Here is a 24216-nt window from a genome sequence, read left to right on the forward strand (position 1 = left end):
GTGTACTAACTGTACATTGAGCGTTCCTTTGCTTCTCTATTTTGATTTGGGTCTACTATACACTCAACGGACTCAATGACAGCGAGATAGTCCGCAGGTAATTTTGTCTCCCTTGCTCCAATAATTACGTGATTTAGGTACCAAGAATAAGGCTTTAATGAAGCGTCTATTTTAATTGCACAATATATTAATGCCTCGAAGGTCTCACCCGAGTAATTCTGTACCAAGACAAACTTTTCATTGTAACCAGATCCTAAACTTTCGGCTCGATCCAAAATTGATTTTTCATTTTCGTTAATCTCAAAGAGAGCCCCAATGACTATGTCTTCGCTATTATTAGTTTCAAAAGAATCACATTTACCTGAACCATCATTACCGCTCATATTAAAACGTAATTGGTGGTTTTTGAGGGTAACTACTTCAAGCTTTTGAGCACTTGGTACTCGCTCTTGAAGTCTTACAAGTGACATGTTTGAACCATATGCAAAATACTTCACTAAACCTCCTGTACAGTTAATGCCAAATTAAAGGGCAACATAGTTGTTTACAATAATACGCAGGAGTAAAGCCAACTGCTTTTGTCTTGCTTTATTACTTGTTGTACATATTTACACTGAAACTTTACTCACGTTGAACATAACTAGGCTACGTGACAAGAAGATCCCGCTAAATAGACCGTAAAATAAACATATTACAACTAGGAATATAAACTCATTTACTAGAGGTAAGTCTCTAGCAAAAGCAAAACCCACAAAGTATTTAGTAAAGAAAATAGCCATCATAAATATTAACTGTATTTTACTACCAGAAATAGTTAACTTTTCTACTTGTTGTGAATAGCTAACGTGTTTTGGATAACCCAATTTAAAACCTAGGACTAAAGCTATGACAAGGCCAAGTAACCATAGAGCAATAGCGGCAACTGAAAGCCCAAAAACAGAATACACGCCAAAAAATGAAAATATAATCATTGCTACAGGTAAAATAAAGACCGTCTTAACTTTTACAGTGCGCTCTTTTGTTTGGATGAAACCCAAAACTAGTAGAGTAAAAAATACAATAAAAACCCAAACAGGTGTATGACTAATTAACTCTGACAATGACCTATCCCTTTAGAAATATATAACGCCCACATAACAAGCTAAGTAATGGTTGGCTACAATTGTGTAGTGAAACGTAGCCTACTGGTACGTGTCCTTGTTTATTTCTTTCTATATTACGGTTCATACCAAACACTTATTACCAATGTTGACGGGAACCATGAACCACCACTTTGAGATTGAGTCACTTTTTTTACTTCAACATTTAGTTTAGAAGCCAGCCAAAGGTTTATCTCTGCTTCCAAACCACTATCTGATGAAGTGTCTGAGTTGGGAAGAAAACCTCTTTTAGTTTTTATGATTTTCGTGAATATTTTAACTTCCATTATTGCTATATACTCCATGTTAATTTTGTAATCTAGCCCAATTAATGGACAAAAATTTATTGGCTAAAATGTTGATAGACTAAAGAGAAAGCGCCAACTGTATTTTGTTCTGTTAAACGACATATAGCCGTATTTACGTATTATTAATAACAAATCTTTGTACCTATTACCACTATCGACTTAAAAGTATAATATGCATTTCACTTTAGGACGAAATAAGAAAATTTTCTTCATTACCTACATGAGTGGAAGTATCAAAATACTGTCTATAAAACAGCAATCAAGCATGGTTAATATCACTTTCCAATAAAGCTTAATTGATTCTATGGGGAACTGGTAATTGAGTAATTTAACGGTTGTAATAGAGGTTTTTTATGAAGTGATTTTGTTATTTTGAAAGCTTGCATGAGACACTTAAAAGAAATGCCTCATTACAAAAATAATAGTACGTTTGGGCTAGCTGAAACTTCTAAGCTAAGCCTCAATCCCCCAACCATCATTAAAACCTTTGAATTTTGTCGCTAGCAACTCAAACTCAGCTTCTTGCGCAACTATGGCTTCATAACTAGGGATCATGGATACAGTACAATTAACATCCCAAACATTAGGTAATTCGTCGGGCTCTATAGTTACAAGCATATCTGGTGCTTGCTCAGCTAAATGCTCAATCATAGCTTTTGCTTGAAGCTCTTGTTCAAATAACTGAAAGAACACTACTTGGTGCATTTCGTTTAAGTTAATGCCTGCAGCTTGCATTTCAGCTAAAACTTGGCCGGTTTCGTCGTCGGGAAAAGTCATATTACATACTATTTATTAAAAACAATGCCTTATTATATACCCAAAGTCCTAAAATATGCTCGTTTGCTGACAATTATAAAAGCTATTTTACTAAGGTAATTGTTTTTAGGGTTTGCCATACTCCAATAGGAAGAAATAGCATCACAAAAATAGCCTATAAAGCGCTTGGTAAGTTAGCTAATACAGTTAATCAGCTCTACTTACTAAACTGCAAATATTTTGCTGGCAAGCCAGTTGGCTATTCGGGGTTACTATTGGGCAGTTATCCATTGTGATGGTGTTAGTGGCTATTTTTTTAAGTTGCGATGCACCTATAACATTGCTGGCTAGCTTACAGTTAATATTTTTAAATTTAACGGTCACCACCTGACATTGCGTTAAAGTTACGCAAGTTAAGTTGTTTATTAAGGTCATTTCAAACGTTTGCATTATTTCCGCATTCGTTTGCTTTGGCGCTGCATCGGCAGCTGCCTCTGCCTTAGAGTAGCCACTAAGGTTTTGACGTTGATGAGTTTTTTTCTGACTTAACTGGGTTTGTTGCGCCAATTGATCTTTCAGTACTGCGGTGGATTTTTCATTTTCTGACAGTAAATAACCTAAACCTAGTAAAATCACCATAAAACAGATCATCGCAAAAAGCGTAATAGCTAGCCACTTCGCCATTATGCAAACTCCCCTTTAAAGTTAAGAATTTGGCTAATATTTTTACCACGAGGATAATCACGCAACATGGTATCGATAGCGTTACTAATTTTTTCCTGTAATTCACGACTGTTGTCTTGCTCTTTAAAGCCTAATGGATAAATACTGCGCCAGACCGAACGCTGACTTTTTGGGTCAATAATATCGAGAACCAAACTGCCGGGGCGGAGTTTTTTTTCTAATTCTACGCGCGAGTTTTTGCCTGCATTTAAACAATAGCCACAATATTTTACTTGCTGATTATATTTGTTAAGTTCAGCAAAATTATGGTTAAGCACGTGGTATGCAATAACAATGTCAGCATTTTCTAAAATTTTATAGCGAAAGCCATTTTCATCAAAACCCTGTTCAATAGCAAGTTCAATGGTGTTGCGGGTAGTATCTTTAAGGTTTTGTAAATCACCAAAGGCCGAGTTGCGGCCATAAGTGCTATAGCTTTCAACAGTGGAAAAATCAAAGCCATCACGAAAAGCCGTGGTAGCACTGTTTATAGATGAACAAGAAACAAGGCTGATTATTAATACTAAGCAGCTAAGTGATCTACTATTTATCATGGTGGCTCAAACAAGAAATAATGACACTAGATTACCTAGCTAGTTGTAAATTACAACTTTACTTAAACTTAAAAAAGTCGTGTAATGGTCATTAGAGTAAACAACTATCGATACATAAGTGAGTCCATATGTTTGCAGTACACGGTGACTGGCAAATTTTAGTAAAAGATAATTATGTATTGCAATGGTTTAGTGGCTGCTGGAATGAAGAGGCGGCTATTCAATACAGCAAAGAATTTCAAGATAAAACCCAACATTTAAAAGGCACACAGTGGGCTATTGTTTCTTTTTTTGATAATTGGGAGTTAGGTGTTCCGGATATAGAGTCACATCTCATTGCGCATTGTCAGCGCTTTAAAGACAATGGCTGCATCAAAGACTGTCACATTTATAGTCCCTCGGCATTGAAAAGTATCCAACTTGAAAATATTGTCCCGAAAAGCGAAGTTAATTATGAACGACGAGTCTTTGCCGAAACAGCAGATGCTATTGCGTGGATGGAATCTTGCCAATTTAAGATTGATACTAGCGAATTTTTAAATAGTTTACCTATTTAAATAGGTAAACTATTATAACTGAAGGCTAAGTAAACTGATTTAAGCTGCTGATAAAAAAACCAGTCTCGTTGACTGGCTTTTATTTAAAAGTAAATTTTATAGGGTCTTACCGTAATTAACTTACAGTAACCTTAGCAAATTTACGTTTACCCACTTGATATATTGCCGTTGAACCAGCGCTGATCACTAGCTTATTATCGACAACTTTCTCACCTTCAATTTTAGCCGCACCTTGCTTTATCATCCGCATAGCTTCCGAGGTGCTTGCGACTAAACCGGCTTCTTTTAATAAGTTAGCTATGGCAATTTCACCATTTTCACTCACTACATCAATTTCTGCTATATCGTCAGGCACAGCACCTTTTTGAAAACGGTTAATAAATTCTTGATGAGCTGCTTCAGCTGCTGCATGGTCATGAAAGCGTTCAATTAACTCTTTTGCTAAGTCAATTTTCACATCACGCGGGTTAGAGCCTGCGGCAATTTGTTCTTTATAACCATTAATAACGTTTATCGGCTTAAAACTTAACAGCTCATAGTAGCGCCACATTAAATCATCAGATATCGACATGATTTTACCAAACATATCGTTCGGCGCATCAGTAATACCAATGTAGTTGTTGAGTGACTTAGACATTTTTTGCACGCCATCTAAGCCTTCTAGCAAAGGCATCATAAGCACGGTTTGCGGACGTTGCCCTTCAGATTTTTGCAGTTCACGACCCATCAATAAATTAAATTTTTGGTCGGTGCCGCCCAATTCAACATCCGCTTCTAAAGCAACAGAATCCCAGCCTTGCACTAACGGATACATAAATTCATGAATGGCAATGGCTTGGCCGCCGTTGTAGCGTTTTTTAAAGTCATCTCGTTCCATCATACGTGCAACGGTTTGGCGTGAAGCAAGCTTTAGCATACCTGCAGCGCCCAGTTTATCCATCCACGTAGAGTTAAAAGCAACCGTAGTTTTAGCGGGATCGAGAATTTTAAACACTTGTTCTTTATAAGTTTCAGCGTTTGCTAAAACATCTTCTTTAGTTAGTGCTTTACGGGTGACATTTTTACCCGTTGGGTCACCGATCATGCCGGTAAAGTCACCAATTAAGAAAATAACTTCATGACCTAATTGCTGAAACTGACGTAACTTGTTTATCAATACGGTATGACCAAAATGTAAATCTGGTGCTGTTGGATCAAAACCCGCTTTAATTTTTAGCGGTTTTCCTTTTTTCAACTTTTCCAACAATTCATCTTCTAACAGAATTTCTTCCGCACCGCGTTTTATCTCTTCAAACGCTTGGCTTACATCTGACATTACTAGGCTCCAACAAGAGGTATAGACCAAACGGATTAATCAATGAGTTTGGTTGATATTTATAATTTATTGTCGAATTCTACTGTAATTTTAACTGCGGTGAAAACCCTATCATTGTTTAGGGCGATATTATTTTGTTATAGTAGACGACAGTTTTCGTATTAAAATTTCATTTATAGGTCTTAGCTTTTTGAAAAATATAAAAAATTTATATTTTGCCTTACCAAAACAGCATAAAATAATTATTACTTCATGCGTTGTTGTAGTGTTATTTTTATTAATAGTGCCGTTAGAAAGTAGTAAGCAAGTAACGTCAAGTAGTAATGGCGAATTTAAAGCGGGTCAGCGCTATCAAGTCGTTATGCCAGAGCAAGCAAATAACCTTGATAAGCTGACTAATATTGAATTACCTGTTCAACCAATCGAAGCCGTAAATATTATTCAAGAGCCAATACGGGTTCTGCCCAGTAATATTGAAGAAGACGCTGCCCAATTAGACTGGCAATCAGTCGAAGTAAAAAGTGGCGACTCGTTGGCAAAAATATTTAAACGCAATGGCTTAAATGCCACTACAACCCATAAAGTGATCACCGCAGAAGGTGATGACAGTGAGTTACTGAAGAAACTCAGTGTCGGCGACATTATGCGTATCGGTAAAGACAATGAAGGTAACTTAGTTTCACTTGAGTATCCGCTTTCAAAGTATGAAACTTTATTCGTCAATTTACAGAATCAGCAATATCACGCCTACAAAGAAAGCAAAAGCGTTGAGATTCGTGAAGCTATTGCTCGAGGCACGATTAAAGCTAATTTTTGGAATGCTGCGTCTTCAGCAGGTTTAAATGATGGTCAGATTATCAGCTTAGCGAATGTATTTGGCTGGGACATTGATTTTGCTATGGATATTCGTGAGGGTGACAGCTTTAATGTAATCTATGAAAACCAATATGTTGAAGGCGACTTTATCGGCACGGGCAAAATATTGGCGGCAGAATTTATCAACCAAGGCGAATCTTTTCAAGCCATTCGTTTTACCGACGATGAGTACTATTCACCCGATGGCCGAAGTATGCGCAAAGCGTTTTTGCGAGCGCCAGTAAGTTTTCGTTATATTAGCTCTAACTTTAAGCGCAACCGCTTTCACCCGATTCAAAAGCGTTGGAAATCACATAACGGCACAGACTACAGTGCTAAAAAAGGTACGCCGGTAGTAGCCGCAGGTAATGGTAGGGTTACCGATTCAACCTACAATAAATACAACGGTAATTATGTTTTTATTCAACACGGTAATGGCATTGTTACCAAGTATTTACACTTCTCTAAACGAGCGGTTAAAAAAGGTGAACGGGTAAAACAAGGTCAAGTTATAGGCTACGTAGGCTCAACAGGAATGTCGCAAGCGCCGCATTTACATTATGAGTTTTTACTTAACGGTGTGCATCGCAATCCTAGAACGGTGAAATTGCCTGACGCTAAACCTATTAGTCAGAAATATAGACCAGCATTTGATGTAATATCGAAACAACGTATTGCAGAATTATCTAGTTCGCGCCATATGATGGTCACCATGCAATCAAGCACAGGTAACACAAAATAATATGAGTAATAAATTGCGTTATATTGGCTTAATGTCAGGTACTAGCGCCGACGGTATTGATCTTGCGCTGGTCGAATTTGATGATCAGCCGGAACTAGCTAACGGAGCCAATTTACTCGCCAGTTATTATCAAGCTTACGATAACGCCACTCAACAAAAAATAATGAGCTTATACAACACTAGCGCCAATGAAATAGACCGTGCTGGCAGCCTAGATATCGAGTTAGCGCAACAATTTTCTCAAGCGATTATAAAATTTTTACAGCAAGAAAATTTATCTGCCGCGGATATCAAGGCCATTGGTTGTCATGGGCAAACTATTCGACATCGCCCAGTTAAAAACCAACAAATATCAACGCCTTTTACCTTGCAAATAGGCTGTTTACAAACCTTAGCATTATTAACCGATATTCGTGTGGTGGGTGACTTTAGAACGAAAGACATTGCCTTAGGCGGCCAAGGCGCGCCATTAGTGCCTGCTTTTCATCAAGCTATTTTTGGCTCAACGGAGAAAGATGTTTTTGTAGTTAATATTGGCGGCATTGCTAACATCACCTTTTTGCCCTCAAATACACCACATAAAACCACAGGTTTTGACACCGGTCCAGGCAACGCTTTGATGGATTATTGGTTTGCTCAGCATCAATCAGGGCGATATGATACAAAAGGCCAATGGGCCAATTCAGGTAACATTTGCCATAATTTACTTCAGGCAATGTTAAGCGACCCTTACTTTGCTCAACCCGCCCCTAAAAGCACCGGCCGTGAGTATTTTAATGCCCTATGGTTGGCAAAATTCATAGAAAAAAGCACCTTAAAGCCTGCCGATATTCAAGCAACATTAACCGCATTAACTGCTGAAACAATTGCACAAGAAATCAATCAACTAAGTACGAAGTCTGACGTATATATTTGTGGTGGCGGCATAGAAAACAACTATTTAGTTTCACTATTAAATCAAAAGCTTACCGGGCATTCAATAGTGAATACTCATACAAAAAATATAAATAGTGATTCATTAGAAGCCATGGCATTCGCCTGGTTAGCCTTGGCATTTGATAAAAATATTTTCGGCAACATTCCAGCGGTAACAGGGGCTAGCAAGCCGGCTGTTTTAGGTATTAGTGCCAAACCTTAAAAATGACTAGATCTGAATAATTTTCTCTTTATAATAAAGCGTTCCCGTCGAAAAAAAGCACGTTAGCTGCAGAATATTTGAACTATTATCAAAATAGATATTCTAAGTAATAACATAGTTTGCTTAATCGAAAGCACGGTTCGATGTTCGACAACAAACGAGGAGGAAACGATGGAATTTAACGACATACATATTGGTATGAAATGCGGCAGTAAAAAAGGTAGCGGCACTGTTACTTGGATCGATGGTTCAACCCGCACTATTTACATGGCAAATACCGATAGTAACAACAGTTTTGAAGTCGGCTTTGAAGAGATTATTGAAGATCCTCAAGCGCACAATAAAGAAGATACCTACTACTAAGTAAGTTTTTATATTCGACTCGCCTAGTAAAAAAAAGCTCCTACAGGAGCTTTTTTTATTGCCAACGTTTTATTTCTAACCGCATTACCCTGCTATAGTTATCTCTGAAGTATCGTTTATAAGTGATCCATAAATTGAAGCTGTCTGTATACATACTACATAGATACTTAATTACGCACTGATAACAAACCGTTAATTTAACGACAGAACCCCAAAATGCATAGCGAACTGCACAGATATTTAAAAAGTGACTAGTAATAAATTACGATTTGATTCAAACAAGGAGCAATAATGAATATTTTGATCACCGGAGGTAGTGGCCTAATAGGGCAAGCACTGATCCAACATTTGAATGCCGATCGTATTATTGTTCTAACTCGTAATCCCGAAAAAACCGCTAAACTCCTGCCTGATAAGGTTGAACTAATCGTCTCAATTGATGAAGTTAACTTTAATGAGCTTGATGTTGTGGTTAATCTAGCCGGTGAAGCCATTGTTGACAAAAGATGGACCAACGTACAAAAAGATATTATTTGCCAAAGTCGCTGGCAGATAACCCAGAGCTTGGTTGAAAAAATACAAACAGCGCTAAAACCACCACACAGTTTTATTTCAGGTAGTGCCATCGGCTTTTATGGTCGCCAAGGCGCTGTAGAAATCGATGAGAGCTACCAAGATATACATGACGAATTTAGTCATCATATTTGCCAAAAATGGGAAGAAATAGCCTTACAAGCTGAATCAGATGATACCCGCGTTTGTCTTATCAGAACCGGCATTGTTTTAGCCAATAATGGTGGTGCTTTGCAAAAAATGTTACCCCCATTCAAGTTAGGCCTTGGTGGCCCCATTGCCAGCGGACAGCAATTTATGTCATGGATACATATTGATGACATGGTTGCAGTTTTACTCGCTGCCATTTACCAAACTTCGCTGTCTGGAGCTATAAATGCCACCGCACCATCGCCGGTGTGTAATCAAGAATTTTCAGAAACCTTGAGCGCTGTGCTCGGGCGTCCGTGTATGTTCAAAGTTCCTGGCTTTGTATTGCGAATATTAATGGGAGAGTCTGCAGATTTAATTTTATATGGCCAGAATGTATTACCAACAAAACTACTCAATAATCATTTTAAGTTTCAATATCCGTCTTTACAGATAGCCTTAAAACAACTATTAGTTATGTCATAAACAACAAATATGAGGCATTAGCTTGAAAGCAGAATTTTTTCCACACGGTAAGTGCAGTTTTGTTGTTGAAGGTAGCATCATTACCATAGATGCTACAGGGCCATGGAATTTAGAGTTCTTTAAACAAATGCACCAAGAACTTTCTAATATTATTTTAAACGACGTTGATTATCACAATTTTGCCATATTACTCATATTAAAAGGTGACTCTTTAGCCACCAAAAATGGCTTAGATTATCATTTAAATTTAGTGCGAAAAGGTCCAACAAAAGCGCTTGCTTTACATTCTGGCTTGAGCGACTCACCAAAAATAACCAAAAGTATTTTCAAGAAGGTCTATGATCAAGCAGGACTTAAAAATCAAATTTTTGACTCAACTGAGGCAGCTAAAGCTTGGTTAACAACCCAATTAACCTAGTACCCTAAATTTTAAACTAATAAATATCCCACCAATCTGGCATTCTTATTGTATTACCCCAGCTAGTGGCTGAGTAATTTTTCAATCATAACTAAATAATTGCAAAATATTAAATCAAAAAGGTGAGCATAAGCTCACCTTTTTTAAATAATTTATCCTACAAAAACTGTTTTATTTCAAATTAAAACGGAATATCGTCATCAAAATCAATTGTTGGTTCTTGTGGGTTTACTTTAGGTGCATTTTGTTGGAAGCCACCTTGCTGCTGAAAACCACCAGACTGTTGCGGCGCTGACTGTTGTTGGAAACCACCTGACTGTTGTGAGCTTGATGGTTGTGCAGCAGGTTGTTGAAAACCACCGCTTTGCTGTGCAGGTTTATTATAAGCCTGTTGTGGCGCCGCTTGCTGGTTAAATCCACCACCTTGTTGTGGAGCAGCAGCTTGTTGTTGAAAACCACCTGATTGTTGCGGTGCAGCTTGTTGATTAAAACCACCTGCGCCAGCACCACTACCACCACGAGAATCTAACATTTGCATAGTACCGTTAAAGCCTTGAACAACAATTTCAGTTGTATATTGATCTTGGCCTTGTTGGTTTTGCCACTTACGTGTTTGCAAAGCACCTTCAATATAAACTTTAGAGCCTTTCTTTAAATATTCGCCGGCAATTTCAGCTAGTTTTCCGAACATTACCACACGGTGCCATTCTGTTTTTTCTTTTTGTTCACCCGTTTGCTTGTCTTTCCAACTTTCAGAAGTTGCAATAGTAAGGTTAGCAACCCCGCCACCATTAGGCATAAAACGTACTTCAGGGTCTTTTCCTAAATTACCTAAAATTATTACTTTATTGACACCAGCCATGAACAAAATCCTATATTTGCAGTAAAGTGATACTTTACTTATTTAACACTACCTAAGCGTCAGCTCGCTCAGAATATTTATTTTTAATAACAATAACCAGATTCTATCACTATGGGTAAAAAATTACGCTAGGTTTACACGATTTTTTTCTGAAATATTTTATCTCTCATAAGCAAATTACTACTTACTTGAATTTAAATATTGCCAGATCAAACTGTGGCTTTTACCACGGCTAATCTTGCGTGATTATAAGTTGTAGTTTTACAAATTATTGAGGCTACTGCTTGTGCTTATTAATCAATAAAATGCGCTTTCATATTACTGATTGTCGCCTCTGAAATTTTTTGTGATTTTTTAGTTTGATGGTCAAAATGCACCATAACAGCCGTACCCGAGGCACACTTTTTATTTTCTTGCCAAGCTTCTTGATAAACATCAAACGAGCTATTACCAATACGGCTAATATAAGTTTTTAATTCAACATCAGCGCCATATTGCAGCTCAGCATGAAATTCTACCGTTGTTTTAGCTAAAATTAATTTCCAATTCTTTAAGTTTAGGTCGGGTGTAAACCATTTAAATACTGGATCTCTAGCACCTTCAAACCACTGTCCAACTACTGTATTATTGATGTGACCTAATCCATCAGTTTCGCAAAATCTTGGTTTTATACTTTCTTTAATCATTATTATTCTCTACATGGTTGTATTGTAATATTTTTATATAAATAACAAGGCATTATGTTTTTTGATATTTCACTTGTTGCATTCGTTTGCAATAAACATAAAAGCACTTAATAAATAAAAATTATCACAACATTCTACAGAGATTTTTCAACAAGGTAATTAAATTAGTCACAGTTTGTTGTATGCTAAGCTCAGATTAATAATAAGAATATAACCATGACAGATTTTATTGAAGTATATCCCAACGCATTAAGTCCAGAGTTTTGTAAAAAATTTATTTTGGACTTTGATAACAGCAAACATAAAGTTGCGGGGCGAACCGGTAGCGGTGTTGATACCACTAAAAAGCTCAGTCAAGATATTTACCTCAATCAACATGCTGAATTTCAGCCTGCACTGCAAACAATTTTACAAGCCTGCGGTGAGCATATTACCGATTATATTGGTAAATATTTTTTTAGCTTAATTGGCGGTATTTCATTAACGGTTCAACACCCTAAAACCAAGCAACCTGTAGTATTAACGGTCGATAATTTTGAAGAAGTAGGCAAGCCAAACTTATTTAACTTGGTAAAGTATTTGTTTAACTTAGCTCCGGTAAACGGTCAACGTTATGAGCAAGGAAAAGGTAATTATGGCTATTGGCACTCAGAGATCTTTCCACAACTTGGCGAGAACAAAGCGCTACATAGAGTGCTACTGTTTATAATTTATTTAAATGACGTTGAGGAAGGCGGTGAAACAGACTTTTATTATCAAAATAAAAGCATTAAGCCTAAAGCAGGCAGTATGATTATTGCTCCATGCGGGTTTACTCATACGCACCGAGGAAATATACCTATTTCATCTAATAAATACGTGCTAACGTCTTGGATGAGCTTTAATCCAGCACAGCAAATTTATACCGCAAGTTAGTATGATGACTTTACTGCGAACAGGCCAATTACTTTAACATTTTATCAAAAAAAAAAGCTATGATGATTTTAGAGTTGCAGCAATATTGAACTGTTAAACTACCTTTAATGGGACTAATTAATATTTTATGGATAAAATAATTATATGTATCGCTGCCTTTTTCATGGGCCATTGCTTTGCAGCACAACCCTTACCCGTATTAACAGTGGCGAGCGAAGAATGGCAAGAATATACCAACGCTGATGGTACAGGTACCTACTGGGATATTGTCAGAGCCGTGTATGGCGAGCAATATCAATTAAAATTCATCTCTACGACGTGGAGCCGTGCCTTAAATTTAGTGGAAACAGGACGAGCAGATGTGCTTGTTGGCAGCTATAAAGACACGAATCGCAAACTAATTTTCCCTCAACATCACCTAGATATTGAATATCCGCTGTACGCAATTTTTGATAAAAACATACATAACATAAGCGAAGCTAATGACCTAGCAGGGCTCACCATCGCGGGTAAAAAAGATTACGACTTACAGAAATTTTTGCCCATCACAAGTCGCTTTTATGGCGTAGAATACATAGATAACATTGTAAGACTGATTGATAAAAAGCGCGTTGACGCCGCTATTTGCTATCGTACAAATTTATATTTAGCAGACCCTGAAAACCGTTTCAGCCACCAAGTTATAGGGACTGAAGAACGATTATATTTGGCCTTTACGCATTCATCTAAAGGCGAAAAGCTGCAAAAACATTATGACCAAGAAATTATCAAGTTGGTTGCAGATGACAAATTAAAACAATACTTCCTTAACGAGGAAGAGTATCTACATGCCGAACTCTATACCCTATTACCACTCCCGCAGCCCTTACAAACGCTCAAGTAAAATTATCGACACACAAATAAAAAAAGCATAATGACATCATTATGCTTTTAAGTGGTAACCTATAAAATTGCTACAAAAAACTAAAAGTTACCGTTAAAGAAAACGTTTTAGTAAGCGATCAACTTGGGTCATACGCAATTTTTTCAGTAATTTACGCGGCTTCTCAGGATAGCTTTTTACACTTTCAATATCTGTTAGCTTACGTACTATTTTTGTGTGTTGGGTAATACGTTGAAATTCAGCATTAAATTTTTCTATCAACTGGCCTTTTGTGTCATCAAGTAAAATGCCATTTTCTAAATCTAGTGCCCATGCTCTCGGATTTAAATTACTGCCCGTTAACAAGTGATAACGTTCATCAACCACTAAACCCTTCAAATGAAAGCTATTATTATCGTGTTGCCAAAGCTTCAGTGATAAAGTGCCATTGTCTAAATATTTTTGACGTCGTGATAAGAAAGTTGCTAACAAACGCTCATAAATATAAGGCACAATCTCAACCGTTGAAAATGTTGCTTCATCGGCGTTATAAAAGTCATTAGCTTTTTTATCCCCCACAATCAAAGTTACCTTTACGCCACGCTTTAGTGCAGCATCTAAATCTCTTAACAAAGGCTTAGGTAAGTTAAAATAAGGTGTAAAAATTACTAAGGTGTTACGACTGCTGCGTACTAAATCTCGAATGACACGATTAAGTTGATTGCCTCTTCGTCCACAACCTACAAACATAGCTGCTTGAATATCAGCACGGTTATTAGCATTTTTATCAGCACTAAACGGGCTATATTTTGATAATTTTAATAACCTAGTTAAACGAAGAATATTGCGTTTTACTATTTTGCTGTCTGGCAACTCGCCCTGATTTAATAGCGGTGCCAAACTTGAATCAATAAAGTAACGTTGAAGATACTGACAAAAATTATCCGCTAGCGCTTGGCTATTTAAGCGGTAGTAGCGATCAAGACGATAACGCTCGGTTTGCTGCAAGTAAACATCGTTAATACTCGCGCCGGTATAAAGCAGCACGTTGTCGATCACCATACCTTTTAAATGTAAAACGCCAAGTAATTCTTTGCGCTTTACCGGCACACCATAAATATTAATCGACACTTTATGTTGCTGTTCAAGCGCTAAATAGAGGTCACGATTACCGCCAGATTCTTTTTCACCAATTAAACCACGTTGTGCGCGATGAAAATCAACGAACAAACAAATGTCTAATGTTGGGGTTTGTTGTTTGGCGTTGTATAAAGCATCAAGTACTTCTCTGCCAGCCGCATCGTCTTGAATATAAAGCGCAGAAATGTAAATACGTGATTTTGCTTGGGCAATTTCTGCCAATAGTAGTTGCTTAAAGTCAGCTGCACTGTGGGCAATATCTATATCTGTGGCGGCAATTCCAGCGGTAGAATTAACGGTGACCATATTATCGGTTATCCGCTAGCACGATGGCTAAATTAGTTGTTTTATTATTATTCATTCAATTTAGATAACTATTTTTTCAAAGTAAACTGAGCTAATTGTACCGCAAGATCTTCTGCGAGTTGAGAAATATTAATGTCCGCATGCGCAACACTTTAACTATATTGCCGTAAACTATCACTATTGTTAATTATATTGACCTGTTTTTTGCTCATAACCAACAAATTAAGGTGCTATTCAAGCTTTTATAGCGCTTGAACAACACCTTAATTTTTTGAGTGAGGCATTTAAAGTTATATTGTTGCTGCGAGTTCTGCTGCTTGTCTAATAGCTCTTTTTGCATCAAGCTCTGCAGCAACATTTGCCCCGCCAATCAGGTGTGCTTTTACGCCTTGAGCTTGCAGCTGGTTATAAAGACTGCGTTCAGACTCTTGTCCTGCACAAATAATAATGTTGTCTACTTTCAGGGTTTGTTGCTCACCATCAACAGAAATAACTAATCCTTCATCATTAACTTCTTGATAAGTAATACCTGCCAGCATTTTCACCCCATTTTTTTGTAATGTAGATCTATGAATCCAACCAGTAGTTTTACCTAAACCTGCTCCTACTTTACTGGCTTTACGTTGTAGTAGGTAAATTTCACGACTTGGCGCTTCTTGAACAGGGTTACCTGATAAACCCCCATTTTCTTGATAGTTTTTATCTACGCCCCAACTTTTTAACCATTTGTCAGGGTTTGTCGTCAACGACTCTTCTTCAACTAAAAATTCAGCAACATCGAAACCAATACCCCCTGCGCCAATAATAGCAACGCGCTTACCTATAGGTTCTTTATCGCGTAATACTTGAATATAAGATTTTACTTTTTCGTGATCTATACCTTTTATATCCAACGCTCTGGGTACAATGCCCGTTGCGAGTACAATTTCATCAAAGCCGGCAGCAGCTAACTGCTCTGCGCTTTGTTCTTGATTTAAATGTAGTGTAATACCAAGCAATTCAATTTGCTTATTAAAGTAACGCAAGGTCTCAAAGAACTCTTCTTTACCCGGTATTTGTTTGGCATAGTTGAACTGGCCGCCAATTTCACTACCACGGTCAAATATTTCAACACTATGACCACGTTGCGCGGCATAAACACTAAACGCTAAGCCTGCAGGGCCAGAACCCACAACGGCTATTTTCTTCTTAGCCGTTGTTTTTTCAAAAGTCAGTTCGGTTTCATAACACGCGACTGGGTTAACTAAACATGACGCACGTTGCTGGTTAAACACGTGATCTAAACACGCTTGGTTACAACCAATACAGGTATTAATTTCATCACTTTTATTTGCTGCAGCTTTAGCGACAAAGTTTTCATCCGCTAAAAATGGTCGCGCCATCGACACCATATCAGCTTGTCCTGAAGACAGTATTTTTTCTGCCACTTCAGGGGTATTAATGCGGTTTGTGGTAATTAATGGTACAGATACCTCTTTTTTCATTCGCTCGGTGATCCAAGTAAATGCGGCACGAGGCACTGAAGTTGAAATAGTAGGAATACGCGCTTCGTGCCAGCCAATACCGGTATTAATTAATGTCGCACCTGCGGCCTCAACCGCTTTTGCCATAGTAACTACATCTTGCCAGCTATTGCCGCCGTCAACTAAATCAAGCATGGATAAACGGAATATTATAATAAAATCGTCACCAGCACTTGCTCGCACAGCGCGAATAGTTTCAATTGCTAAGCGCATTCTATTTTCAATGCTGCCGCCCCATTCATCGGTACGTTTATTGACTTTTACACAGCTAAATTGGTTAATGAGATAACCTTCAGAACCCATAATTTCAACACCGTCATAACCCGCTCTTTTTGCCAACTTTGCCGAATGGGCAAAATCTTTAATCGTGCCTTTAATTTGGCGTACTGACATTGCTTTAGGCGTGAAAGGATTAATCGGTGACTTAACTTTACTGGCTGAAACACTAAACGGGTGATACGAATATCGGCCTGCATGTAATAACTGCAAACAAATTTTTGTTGGATATTTATGAACAGCTTCGGTGATTTTTTTATGCTTACCTACGTGCCAAAATTTACTCAGCTCACAACCCATAGGCGCTAAACGCCCCCGTAAATTTGGGCTAATACCGCCAGTAACAATCAAACCTACACCGCCTTTTGCGCGCGCTTGATAGAATGCTGCGAGTTTATCAAAACCGCCTTTTTCTTCTTCAAGACCGGTATGCATTGAGCCCATTAAGGTTCTGTTAGCTAAGGAGGTAAAGCCTAAATCTAATGGCGCTAATAAATGTGGAAAGGCAGCATTATCATTCATATTAAGTCACTTTTTGGTTGTTATTCTAATTGATAGCAATGGTATTGTGTAAAGCTAGTTCATATTTTTTGGTCGAACCAATGAGTATATAAAATATCTGCTACTAAGGTAAAACTCAAGCTTTATTTTGACACCTGTCAGATAGGGGTGTCAGTGATTGAATGTAAGATAGCTCAAAGCACGGGTTTACTTTCACTATATTCTCAGTATGCTGCGTTAAAGCAATACGGAGCAGCATTAGGGAGAATCTTTATTTACCTCGATAAAACTATCATTATTAACCAAGTAACTAAACAGCTGACACAAGAATTAGCGCTCGCATTAGTTGCAGCAAATAATGCTCATAAAGCCGCTACCGACGATCAATCCGTGGCAGAAACACAATACGACACCTTAGCTATCGAGCAAAGTTATTTGGCAGAGGGCCAATCAAGGCGGGTGGATGAAATTAAATACGCCATCAAACGCTTACAAAATATCCCTTTAGAAGCGTTAAAGCCTAAGCAGAAGATAAATATAGGTTCAGTCGTACAGTTAGAAAAAGATATTGATAAAAAGCAGTGGTTTTTTCTTGCGCCAGTAGCTGGCGGTTATCGCTGCAAGTTAACTCTAGTTAACGATACTATTAATATCGTTGTTATTACGCCAGAGTCACCTTTAGGCGCTGGCATGATGGGAAAAGTTCTAGACGATGAAGTAAATATAAAAATAGCCGAAAAGCGTATTGCTGATTTCATCATTATGGTGAATTAAAACGCATTTTTCGGCTTGATATGACTGCTTTAAGCGTAACTACTATTCATTAAGTAAGGCTTTTATGCTCGGAAGATCAGCGATTTTGTCATCTACTTTTAAATATGCAACTGCTTCTTCATGCATGATAGTTGCTTCAATTACGCCGGGCATTTCACTGAGTTTCAGTGCGATTTCACGTGCTTTTTCATCATTAATAATACTGGTTGAAAAACTATAAGCCTTAGATTTTTTCAACGGCTTCATGCCCAATGTTAACAGCAACCAAACTAGCGCAAATAAACCGGTAACAAGAAATATAGTTTGCTCACCAAATTCGCCGGCAATAAAACCACCTAAAATACCGCCAGCAAAAGCACCTAAAAACTGGCTGCTAGAATATATTCCCATCACACTACCTTTAACACCGGCAGGTGCAATGCGCGATAATATTGACGGCATGGTCGCTTCTAAATAATTAAAAGCGGTAAAAAACATCATCACTAATACAATTAATGTTGTCATGCTAGTTGGCAGGTACCAAAGCAATAATAAAGCTAACGTTAGCAAGGCAACAGCGGCGCTAAACATTTGGGTTTCTTTTTGCTTTTTCAATCCAATGATCATAAAGGGTACCATCAAAAAAAATGAGCCTATTAGCGTCGGTAAATAAAGCTGCCAATGCTGTTCAAGCGCTAAACCATTAGCGACAAATTGCTTGGGCAAAGTAACAAAACAAGCGGTTAACGCCATGTGTAAAATGAATACACCCCAATTTAAACGTGACAGTTGCCCATCACGAATTAAGCTACCTAGTTTTGATGGCAGGGCAACATTGTCACCTTTTGGCGCGGTATTAATTGAATTAGGTACTATAAATTGGATGGTTAGCATGGCAAAAATCGTTAATATAGCAATAAACCAGAACAAACCACTTAAACCAAATGCCTGTGCGACTATCGGGCCAATAATCATCGCGATAGTAAACGATAGACCAATAAACATGCCGATAGTTGCCATGACTTTGGGGCGCTGTTCCTCACGACTTAAATCTGCCGCTAATGCTAATATTGCGCTGGCAATCGCGCCTGTGCCTTGCAACGCACGACCAAGCACTACGCCATAAATAGTGTCTGACATTGCTGCTACAACACTACCGAGAAAAAATATGACTAATCCCGCTAAAATTACCGGTTTACGACCAAATTTATCCGATAAAATTCCCATCGGAATTTGTAGCAACGCCTGCGTTAAACCATAAGCACCAATCGCTAAGCCAAGCCAAATAGGGCTATAGCCGATAAGTTCTTCACCGTAAATGGCAAAAACAGGCAAAATCATAAACAAACCTAGCATCCGCAAGCCGAACACTGACGCCAGCGATATGGCGGCCTTTTTCTCGATACTATTTAAACCGGATGCACTCATGAAGGTTGTTAACTCTTAATTTGTTGGGAGCGGGCATATAAACGGGCATATCTTAACACGGCTTCCGAATGAACAAAAACAGAGATTTAAGATGAATTAGGATTAAAAATTGTGCGATAATGTTCGGTTCTAACTTTATGCTCAGATAGTAACAACGTTTAGTGTAATTGACTGTAAAAACAACCTTATTTGGTGAATGTTTTATGGTTAATCGTTATGTTAAATCTTGGTATAACATAAGGTAATTTACAATCAGTCTGATCTTTGCATACAAATATTTCGTATAACGATTCTCGGGCGTTAACTGGTCAAAAAGTCATTATGAAGAAAATTGAAGTCAGGGGTGCGCGCACTCATAACTTAAAGAATATTAATGTAGATATTCCTCGCGATAAGCTAGTTGTTATCACAGGTCTTTCCGGCTCAGGCAAATCTTCATTAGCCTTTGATACTTTATACGCTGAAGGGCAAAGACGTTATGTAGAATCACTTTCTGCTTATGCTCGCCAGTTTTTATCCTTGATGGAAAAGCCCGATGTTGACCATATCGAAGGCTTGTCTCCTGCTATTTCAATTGAACAAAAATCGACTTCACATAACCCGCGTTCAACCGTGGGTACTATCACCGAGATATACGATTATCTGCGTTTGCTTTATGCCCGCGTAGGTGAACCGCGTTGTCCGGATCACCATCTACCACTAGCTGCACAAACTATTTCTCAAATGGTCGATCGGGTTTTAGAACTCGACGAAGGCACTAAAGTTATGGTGCTAGCACCTGTGCTACAAGACCGTAAAGGTGAGCATGTAAAATTATTAGATAGCCTTGCCGCACAAGGTTATATTCGTGCCCGCATTGATGGTGAAGTCTGTGATTTATCAGATCCACCAACGCTAGAGTTACATAAAAAGCATACGATTGAAGTGGTTGTTGACCGCCTTAAAGTGCGTGAAGACATTCAATTACGCCTTTCTGAATCTTTCGAAACCGCACTTTCACTTACCTCAGGTACAGTAAAAGTCGGCTTTATGGATGACCCTAAAAGAGAGGAGCTCGTTTTCTCGGCTAATTTTGCCTGTTCTAAATGTGGCTACAGCATGCAAGAATTAGAACCACGCTTGTTCTCTTTCAACAACCCAGCAGGGGCATGCCAAACTTGTGATGGTTTAGGCAATCAACAATATTTTGATAAAAGTCGCGTAATTACCAACCCAGAATTAAGTTTAGCCGGTGGCGCTATTCGTGGTTGGGATAAGCGTAATTTTTATTATTTTCAAATGCTGCAAGCCTTAGCTGAACATTATCAATTTCCCCTAGAATTACCCTTTAGTGAATTAGATGAGAAAACTCAACAACTGATTTTAAAAGGCAGTGGTAAACAAGAAATTGAATTTAAATACATGAATGATCGTGGTGATATTGTTATTCGCAAACATCCGTTTGAAGGTATTTTAAATAATATGGATCGCCGATATCGCGAAACCGAATCTAACGCGGTGCGAGAAGAGCTATCTAAATATCTTAATAGCCAAAGCTGCCCTGACTGTAAAGGTAGCCGATTACGCCTAGAAGCACGTAATGTATTTGTTGGTGATACGCCATTAACTGAAGTAGCTGAATATGCCATTGCTGACGCCTTAACATTTTTTCAAGGATTAGAGTTAACAGGGCAAAAAGGACAAATTGCCGAAAAGATTCTTAAAGAAGTTTGCGACCGTTTAGGCTTTCTAGTTAACGTCGGCTTAAATTATCTTAACTTGTCCCGCGCTGCTGGTACGTTATCAGGTGGTGAAGCACAGCGTATTCGTTTAGCTAGCCAAATTGGTGCCGGTTTAGTGGGGGTAATGTACGTTTTAGATGAGCCGTCAATTGGTTTGCATCAACGTGATAATGAACGTTTATTAGAAACCCTTATCCATTTACGTGATTTAGGCAATACTGTTATCGTGGTGGAACACGACGAAGATGCTATTCGCGCCGCTGACTATGTTATTGATATTGGACCTGGCGCAGGCGTTCATGGTGGTCATATTATTGCCGAAGGTAATGTTGACGATATTTTAGCGTGTGAAGACTCACTTACTGGCCAGTACCTATCGGGTAGAGAGCGCATTGAAATACCTAAAACCAGAATACCGTTTGATAAAAAAAATGTAGTTGAGCTTAAAGGCGCTACCGGCAATAACTTAAAAAATGTTGATTTAGTTATTCCAAATGGCTTAATGACCTGTGTTACTGGCGTGTCAGGCTCAGGAAAGTCAACCCTGATTAACGATACCTTATACAAGCTTGCTCACATTGAATTAAATGGTGCAACCACACAAGAACCCGCGCCACATAAAGAGGTTATCGGTTTAGATTTACTCGATAAAGTTATCGATATTGACCAAAGCCCAATTGGGAGAACACCGCGTTCTAATCCTGCAACTTACACCGGTATTTTTACCGCCATTCGTGATATTTTTGCAGCTACGCAAGAATCACGCTCACGGGGTTATAAACCGGGTCGCTTTAGCTTTAATGTTAAGGGGGGACGCTGTGAAGCGTGCCAAGGTGACGGCTTAATTAAAGTTGAAATGCATTTTTTGCCCGATGTATATGTGCCTTGTGATGTCTGTAAAAGTAAGCGTTATAACCGTGAAACCTTAGAAGTAAAATACAAAGGCAAGAGCATTCATGAAGTGCTAGATATGACCATCGAAGATGCTTTTGAATTTTTCTCACCTATTCCAGCCGTAAGACGAAAATTACAAACTTTAATGGACGTTGGTTTGAGTTATATCAAGCTTGGACAATCCGCGACAACACTTTCAGGCGGTGAAGCACAACGGGTTAAATTGTCTAAAGAACTCTCAAAGCGAGATACGGGTAAAACTCTTTATATTCTAGATGAGCCCACCACGGGTTTGCATTTCCACGATATTAAACAGTTATTGCATGTGATCCACCGCTTACGTGATCATGGTAATACCATTGTGGTGATTGAGCATAATTTAGATGTAATAAAAACCGCTGATTGGGTAATAGATTTAGGTCCAGAAGGCGGTGCAGGTGGTGGCGAAATATTAGTTACCGGTACACCAGAGCAAGTTGCTAAACATAAAGGCTCGCATACTGCGCGTTTCTTAAAGCCGTTATTAGCCAAAGAGAAATCAGCTAAAAAGTGACATAAGAATCAATCGTGATGACTTTCCTAAAGGCTTGTTTTTTGTAACAAGCCTTTTTTGTATCTAGCATCTGATAGAAGTTATGTTTAATATGACTAATCTCAATTGAATGAAAATCTAAAGCAGTAGGTTAAATGACTAATAAAAAAAATAATAATGTGCCTTGGCAAAACCCGCTAATTTATTTACTGGCCTTTTCTAGTGGCTTTTGCATTATGGGCATTGAGCTATTAGGCGGCAGAATTTTAGCGCCATTTTTCGGTAGTAGTGTGCATATTTGGGGCAGTATAATCACAGTATTTATGCTGAGTTTATCTTTTGGCTATTTAGCCGGTGGCAAATTGTCCACAAAAAACGCGTCTTTAAATCGCTACGGGCTAATTTTCATCTTTGCCGGTATCGCTGTTTTGCCAGTGGCATTTTCTTCAGAATGGTTAATGGAGGCTATTTTCCTTGCTGTTGAAGATACCCGTTATGGCTCTCTCCTCGCGTCAATGGCCTTGTTCTTTGTGCCAACAGTCATCCTGGGCATGATTTCACCTTACTCGGTACGCTTGTTAGTTACCGATAAAGATAAAAGTGGCCAAGTCGCCGGTTTTCTCTACTTTGTATCAACGCTAGGCAGTGCACTAGGTACTATTATTACCTCTTTCTATTTGGTTTTACTGTTTGAGGTTAACGACATCATTATGGTGTTTAGCACTGCTCTTATTGTGCTTGGTGTCAGTGCGATGATTTTCAATCGTGTAAATCAGCAAAAAAACAATAGTAATAATAGTTCGATTACCCTGCAGGAAGCAGCACATGAATAAATTATCTTTTACTCTCCTTATCGGTGTTGTCAGTGCTTTGCTCATAAGCTTAGGCCTAAGTACGAAAGTAATTGCCAAAACTATCCACAGTGAACGTTCGTTATATCGCAACATATTAGTCGAGGAGAACAAAGGCTTACGCTGCTTAAAGTTCAATGTGAGAAGCACAAAAACTCAGCAAAGCTGTATGTTAGTGGACGACCCACAACGCTTAGTTTTTAACTACACCAAAATGTTATTTTCGAGTTTATTAATAAATCCTAACCCTGAGCGTATTTTAATTATTGGTTTAGGCGGTGGCACTATGTCGAATGCCTTACACCACATTTATCCGAAGGCTACCATTACCAATGTTGAAATTGATCCAGCGGTAATTAAAGTCGCACGCAACTACTTTAGCTTTTTAGAAAACGACCATATTACTGCAGTGGCACAAGACGGACGTATTTTTGTTAAACGCGAGTCGATTAAGAAACAAAAATACGATTGGATAATCCTCGACGCTTTCAATGGTGACTACATACCCGAACATTTAATGACACAAGAGTTTTTACAAGAAGCTAAAAACTTACTCAGCGAAAACGGTGTGTTAGCAGCAAATACATTTTCGGTCAGTGATTTGTACACTTACGAATCGGCGACTTATAAATCTGTATTTGGCGATTTCTTTAACGTTAGAAATAGTAACAACAGTAATCGCATCATATTAGCCAGTGCTAAGCCCTTGCCTACCCATGATATTATAGCGGCACGCGCTAAAGCCTTGAGCGAGAAATTATTACCATTTAATGTCGATATCACTGAAATTAGCCGCCAAATGATTTCAACAACCACAACTCAAGATTGGCCGAAAAACTCACCAGTATTAACCGATCAGTATTCGCCAGCAAACTTATTGAATTTAAAAAATTAAGCGTAGATAGTAGGG

24 protein-coding genes are annotated in these 24216 nt (G+C 38.3%); 12 read left to right on the forward strand and 12 right to left on the reverse strand.

Annotated elements, in window-relative coordinates; translation table 11 throughout:
- Nucleotides 1–5: 5 nt before the first annotated feature.
- The 6 genes from H4J38_RS03510 to H4J38_RS03535 form a co-directional block, all read right to left on the reverse strand.
- A complete protein-coding gene (locus H4J38_RS03510; RefSeq protein ID WP_182129478.1) occupies nucleotides 6–497 on the reverse strand; it encodes a gamma-glutamylcyclotransferase family protein in 492 nt (163 codons plus the stop codon).
- A gap of 111 nt (nucleotides 498–608) precedes the next feature.
- Complete coding sequence (locus tag H4J38_RS03515; RefSeq protein WP_182129480.1) at nucleotides 609–1100, reverse strand: DUF6622 family protein; 492 nt, start codon at nucleotides 1098–1100, stop codon at nucleotides 609–611.
- Between the two features lie 116 nt (nucleotides 1101–1216).
- Nucleotides 1217–1426, reverse strand: coding sequence for a hypothetical protein (locus H4J38_RS03520; protein ID WP_182129482.1), 210 nt, complete (start codon nucleotides 1424–1426; stop codon nucleotides 1217–1219).
- 474 nt (nucleotides 1427–1900) lie between these two features.
- On the reverse strand, nucleotides 1901–2224 hold the full coding sequence (locus tag H4J38_RS03525) for a ribonuclease E inhibitor RraB (RefSeq protein WP_182129484.1): 324 nt from the start codon (nucleotides 2222–2224) through the stop codon (nucleotides 1901–1903).
- 186 nt (nucleotides 2225–2410) lie between these two features.
- Nucleotides 2411–2887: a hypothetical protein gene (locus tag H4J38_RS03530; RefSeq protein ID WP_182129486.1), complete on the reverse strand. Its 477-nt coding sequence runs from the start codon at nucleotides 2885–2887 to the stop codon at nucleotides 2411–2413.
- On the reverse strand, nucleotides 2887–3480 hold the full coding sequence (locus H4J38_RS03535) for a DUF4136 domain-containing protein (RefSeq protein ID WP_182129488.1): 594 nt from the start codon (nucleotides 3478–3480) through the stop codon (nucleotides 2887–2889). Before H4J38_RS03535 ends, H4J38_RS03530 begins: the two co-directional genes overlap by 1 nt.
- Before the next feature lie 128 nt (nucleotides 3481–3608).
- Between H4J38_RS03535 and H4J38_RS03540 the strand changes: the two genes are divergently transcribed.
- Nucleotides 3609–4037, forward strand: a complete 429-nt coding sequence (locus H4J38_RS03540; protein ID WP_182129490.1) for a hypothetical protein — start codon at nucleotides 3609–3611, stop codon at nucleotides 4035–4037.
- Nucleotides 4038–4152: 115 nt separating this feature from the next.
- Here H4J38_RS03540 and tyrS read toward each other — a convergent pair whose 3' ends face one another.
- A complete protein-coding gene (tyrS, locus tag H4J38_RS03545) occupies nucleotides 4153–5352 on the reverse strand; it encodes a tyrosine--tRNA ligase (RefSeq protein ID WP_182129492.1) in 1200 nt (399 codons plus the stop codon).
- A 190-nt stretch (nucleotides 5353–5542) separates the two neighbouring features.
- Here tyrS and H4J38_RS03550 point away from each other — a divergent pair, with 190 nt between their 5' ends.
- The 5 genes from H4J38_RS03550 (at nucleotide 5543) to H4J38_RS03570 (ending at nucleotide 10056) form a co-directional block, all read left to right on the forward strand.
- Nucleotides 5543–6949, forward strand: a complete 1407-nt coding sequence (locus H4J38_RS03550) for an OapA family protein (RefSeq protein ID WP_220465402.1) — start codon at nucleotides 5543–5545, stop codon at nucleotides 6947–6949.
- A 1-nt stretch (nucleotide 6950) separates the two neighbouring features.
- A complete protein-coding gene (locus H4J38_RS03555; RefSeq protein WP_182129493.1) occupies nucleotides 6951–8087 on the forward strand; it encodes an anhydro-N-acetylmuramic acid kinase in 1137 nt (378 codons plus the stop codon).
- Between the two features lie 171 nt (nucleotides 8088–8258).
- On the forward strand, nucleotides 8259–8450 hold the full coding sequence (locus tag H4J38_RS03560; RefSeq protein ID WP_081150193.1) for a hypothetical protein: 192 nt from the start codon (nucleotides 8259–8261) through the stop codon (nucleotides 8448–8450).
- Nucleotides 8451–8741: 291 nt separating this feature from the next.
- Nucleotides 8742–9638 carry a TIGR01777 family oxidoreductase gene (locus H4J38_RS03565; RefSeq protein WP_182129495.1) on the forward strand — a complete coding sequence of 299 codons (897 nt, stop codon included), beginning with the start codon at nucleotides 8742–8744 and terminating at the stop codon, nucleotides 9636–9638.
- 22 nt (nucleotides 9639–9660) lie between these two features.
- Complete coding sequence (locus tag H4J38_RS03570) at nucleotides 9661–10056, forward strand: hypothetical protein (RefSeq protein ID WP_182129496.1); 396 nt, start codon at nucleotides 9661–9663, stop codon at nucleotides 10054–10056.
- A gap of 181 nt (nucleotides 10057–10237) precedes the next feature.
- Here H4J38_RS03570 and ssb read toward each other — a convergent pair whose 3' ends face one another.
- Both ssb and H4J38_RS03580 read right to left on the reverse strand, forming a co-directional pair.
- Nucleotides 10238–10918 carry a single-stranded DNA-binding protein gene (ssb, locus tag H4J38_RS03575; protein WP_404842584.1) on the reverse strand — a complete coding sequence of 227 codons (681 nt, stop codon included), beginning with the start codon at nucleotides 10916–10918 and terminating at the stop codon, nucleotides 10238–10240.
- 293 nt (nucleotides 10919–11211) lie between these two features.
- Entirely contained in the window at nucleotides 11212–11604 is a 393-nt protein-coding gene (locus H4J38_RS03580; RefSeq protein ID WP_182129498.1) for a thioesterase family protein, read from the reverse strand.
- 216 nt (nucleotides 11605–11820) lie between these two features.
- On the opposite strand from H4J38_RS03580, the gene H4J38_RS03585 reads away from it, so the two are divergent.
- Together H4J38_RS03585 and H4J38_RS03590 are read left to right on the forward strand one after the other, a co-directional pair.
- Nucleotides 11821–12519, forward strand: a complete 699-nt coding sequence (locus tag H4J38_RS03585; protein ID WP_182129499.1) for a 2OG-Fe(II) oxygenase — start codon at nucleotides 11821–11823, stop codon at nucleotides 12517–12519.
- A 127-nt stretch (nucleotides 12520–12646) separates the two neighbouring features.
- Entirely contained in the window at nucleotides 12647–13402 is a 756-nt protein-coding gene (locus tag H4J38_RS03590) for an ABC transporter substrate-binding protein (protein ID WP_182129500.1), read from the forward strand.
- A gap of 93 nt (nucleotides 13403–13495) precedes the next feature.
- Here H4J38_RS03590 and pssA read toward each other — a convergent pair whose 3' ends face one another.
- On the reverse strand, nucleotides 13496–14827 hold the full coding sequence (gene pssA / locus H4J38_RS03595) for a CDP-diacylglycerol--serine O-phosphatidyltransferase (RefSeq protein WP_182129501.1): 1332 nt from the start codon (nucleotides 14825–14827) through the stop codon (nucleotides 13496–13498).
- A gap of 290 nt (nucleotides 14828–15117) precedes the next feature.
- A complete protein-coding gene (locus tag H4J38_RS03600; protein ID WP_182129503.1) occupies nucleotides 15118–17148 on the reverse strand; it encodes an NADPH-dependent 2,4-dienoyl-CoA reductase in 2031 nt (676 codons plus the stop codon).
- A 153-nt stretch (nucleotides 17149–17301) separates the two neighbouring features.
- Here H4J38_RS03600 and H4J38_RS03605 point away from each other — a divergent pair, with 153 nt between their 5' ends.
- The gene (locus tag H4J38_RS03605) at nucleotides 17302–17901 is read left to right on the forward strand and encodes a hypothetical protein (RefSeq protein WP_310733436.1); all 600 of its coding nucleotides are present in this window, start codon (nucleotides 17302–17304) and stop codon (nucleotides 17899–17901) included.
- A 42-nt stretch (nucleotides 17902–17943) separates the two neighbouring features.
- Here H4J38_RS03605 and H4J38_RS03610 read toward each other — a convergent pair whose 3' ends face one another.
- Entirely contained in the window at nucleotides 17944–19308 is a 1365-nt protein-coding gene (locus H4J38_RS03610; RefSeq protein WP_182129505.1) for an MFS transporter, read from the reverse strand.
- 321 nt (nucleotides 19309–19629) lie between these two features.
- Here H4J38_RS03610 and uvrA point away from each other — a divergent pair, with 321 nt between their 5' ends.
- The 3 genes from uvrA to H4J38_RS03625 all read left to right on the forward strand — a co-directional run bounded on the left by uvrA (nucleotide 19630) and on the right by H4J38_RS03625 (nucleotide 24201).
- Complete coding sequence (uvrA, locus tag H4J38_RS03615; protein WP_182129507.1) at nucleotides 19630–22476, forward strand: excinuclease ABC subunit UvrA; 2847 nt, start codon at nucleotides 19630–19632, stop codon at nucleotides 22474–22476.
- A 134-nt stretch (nucleotides 22477–22610) separates the two neighbouring features.
- The gene (locus tag H4J38_RS03620; RefSeq protein WP_182129509.1) at nucleotides 22611–23288 is read left to right on the forward strand and encodes a fused MFS/spermidine synthase; all 678 of its coding nucleotides are present in this window, start codon (nucleotides 22611–22613) and stop codon (nucleotides 23286–23288) included.
- Nucleotides 23281–24201, forward strand: coding sequence for a spermidine synthase (locus H4J38_RS03625; RefSeq protein ID WP_182129510.1), 921 nt, complete (start codon nucleotides 23281–23283; stop codon nucleotides 24199–24201). The genes H4J38_RS03620 and H4J38_RS03625 overlap by 8 nt, the downstream gene beginning before the upstream one ends.
- Nucleotides 24202–24216 lie beyond the last annotated feature (15 nt).

It is taken from the genome of Colwellia sp. BRX10-3, assembly GCF_014077505.1.
In the GTDB taxonomy this organism is placed as follows: domain Bacteria; phylum Pseudomonadota; class Gammaproteobacteria; order Enterobacterales; family Alteromonadaceae; genus Cognaticolwellia.